The 507-nt window shown below is 48.1% G+C and carries 1 protein-coding gene; it reads left to right on the plus strand.

What is annotated here, in order from left to right; translation table 11 throughout:
* Window positions 1-234: 234 nt before the first annotated feature.
* The coding region (locus H7844_16135; protein MEO5358806.1) for a DegT/DnrJ/EryC1/StrS family aminotransferase at window positions 235-507 on the plus strand (273 nt) is incomplete at its 3' end.

Here is a 507-nt window from a genome sequence, read left to right on the forward strand (position 1 = left end):
ATATTAAAAAAGCTGCTTCTGTTGATGAGTTAAGAAACATGTTTGGGGTGTAGGCTTTAGGGGAGTGTGCACCCCGAAACTTGTGACAATGCCAACAAAGTTAGATGATTGAAGGCTGCTTGGTATAAGGTTTTTCCACATCATTCTTTGCAACAGGGAGTACACGCCAATTTATAAAATTATGTGGCTTTAGCGGCTTTGGTGGTTAAAATTCTTTAGGAGCAAAAGGCAAACATGAACGAAAAGGAAATAAAAGAGATACTCAAACGTGGGAGGCCGTGGCCTGAGGGGACAACCCTGTGGGGCGTGTCAAACCTTGGGGCATGGTACACCGAGCGGGAGGTGGAGGCGGTAGTAAGCACAATCCGTGAGTCTATGAATTGGCTGGTCGGCTTTGGCCCCAATCCCAAGGAGATAGAAGACTTTGAAAACGCCTTTGCCGCCTACTGCGGCGCACGGTATGCCGTTGCCTTAAACAGCTGTGGCACGGGGCTCGATATTGCCATG

It is taken from the genome of Nitrospirae bacterium YQR-1, assembly GCA_039908095.1.
Classification (GTDB): domain Bacteria; phylum Nitrospirota; class Thermodesulfovibrionia; order Thermodesulfovibrionales; family Magnetobacteriaceae; genus Magnetomonas.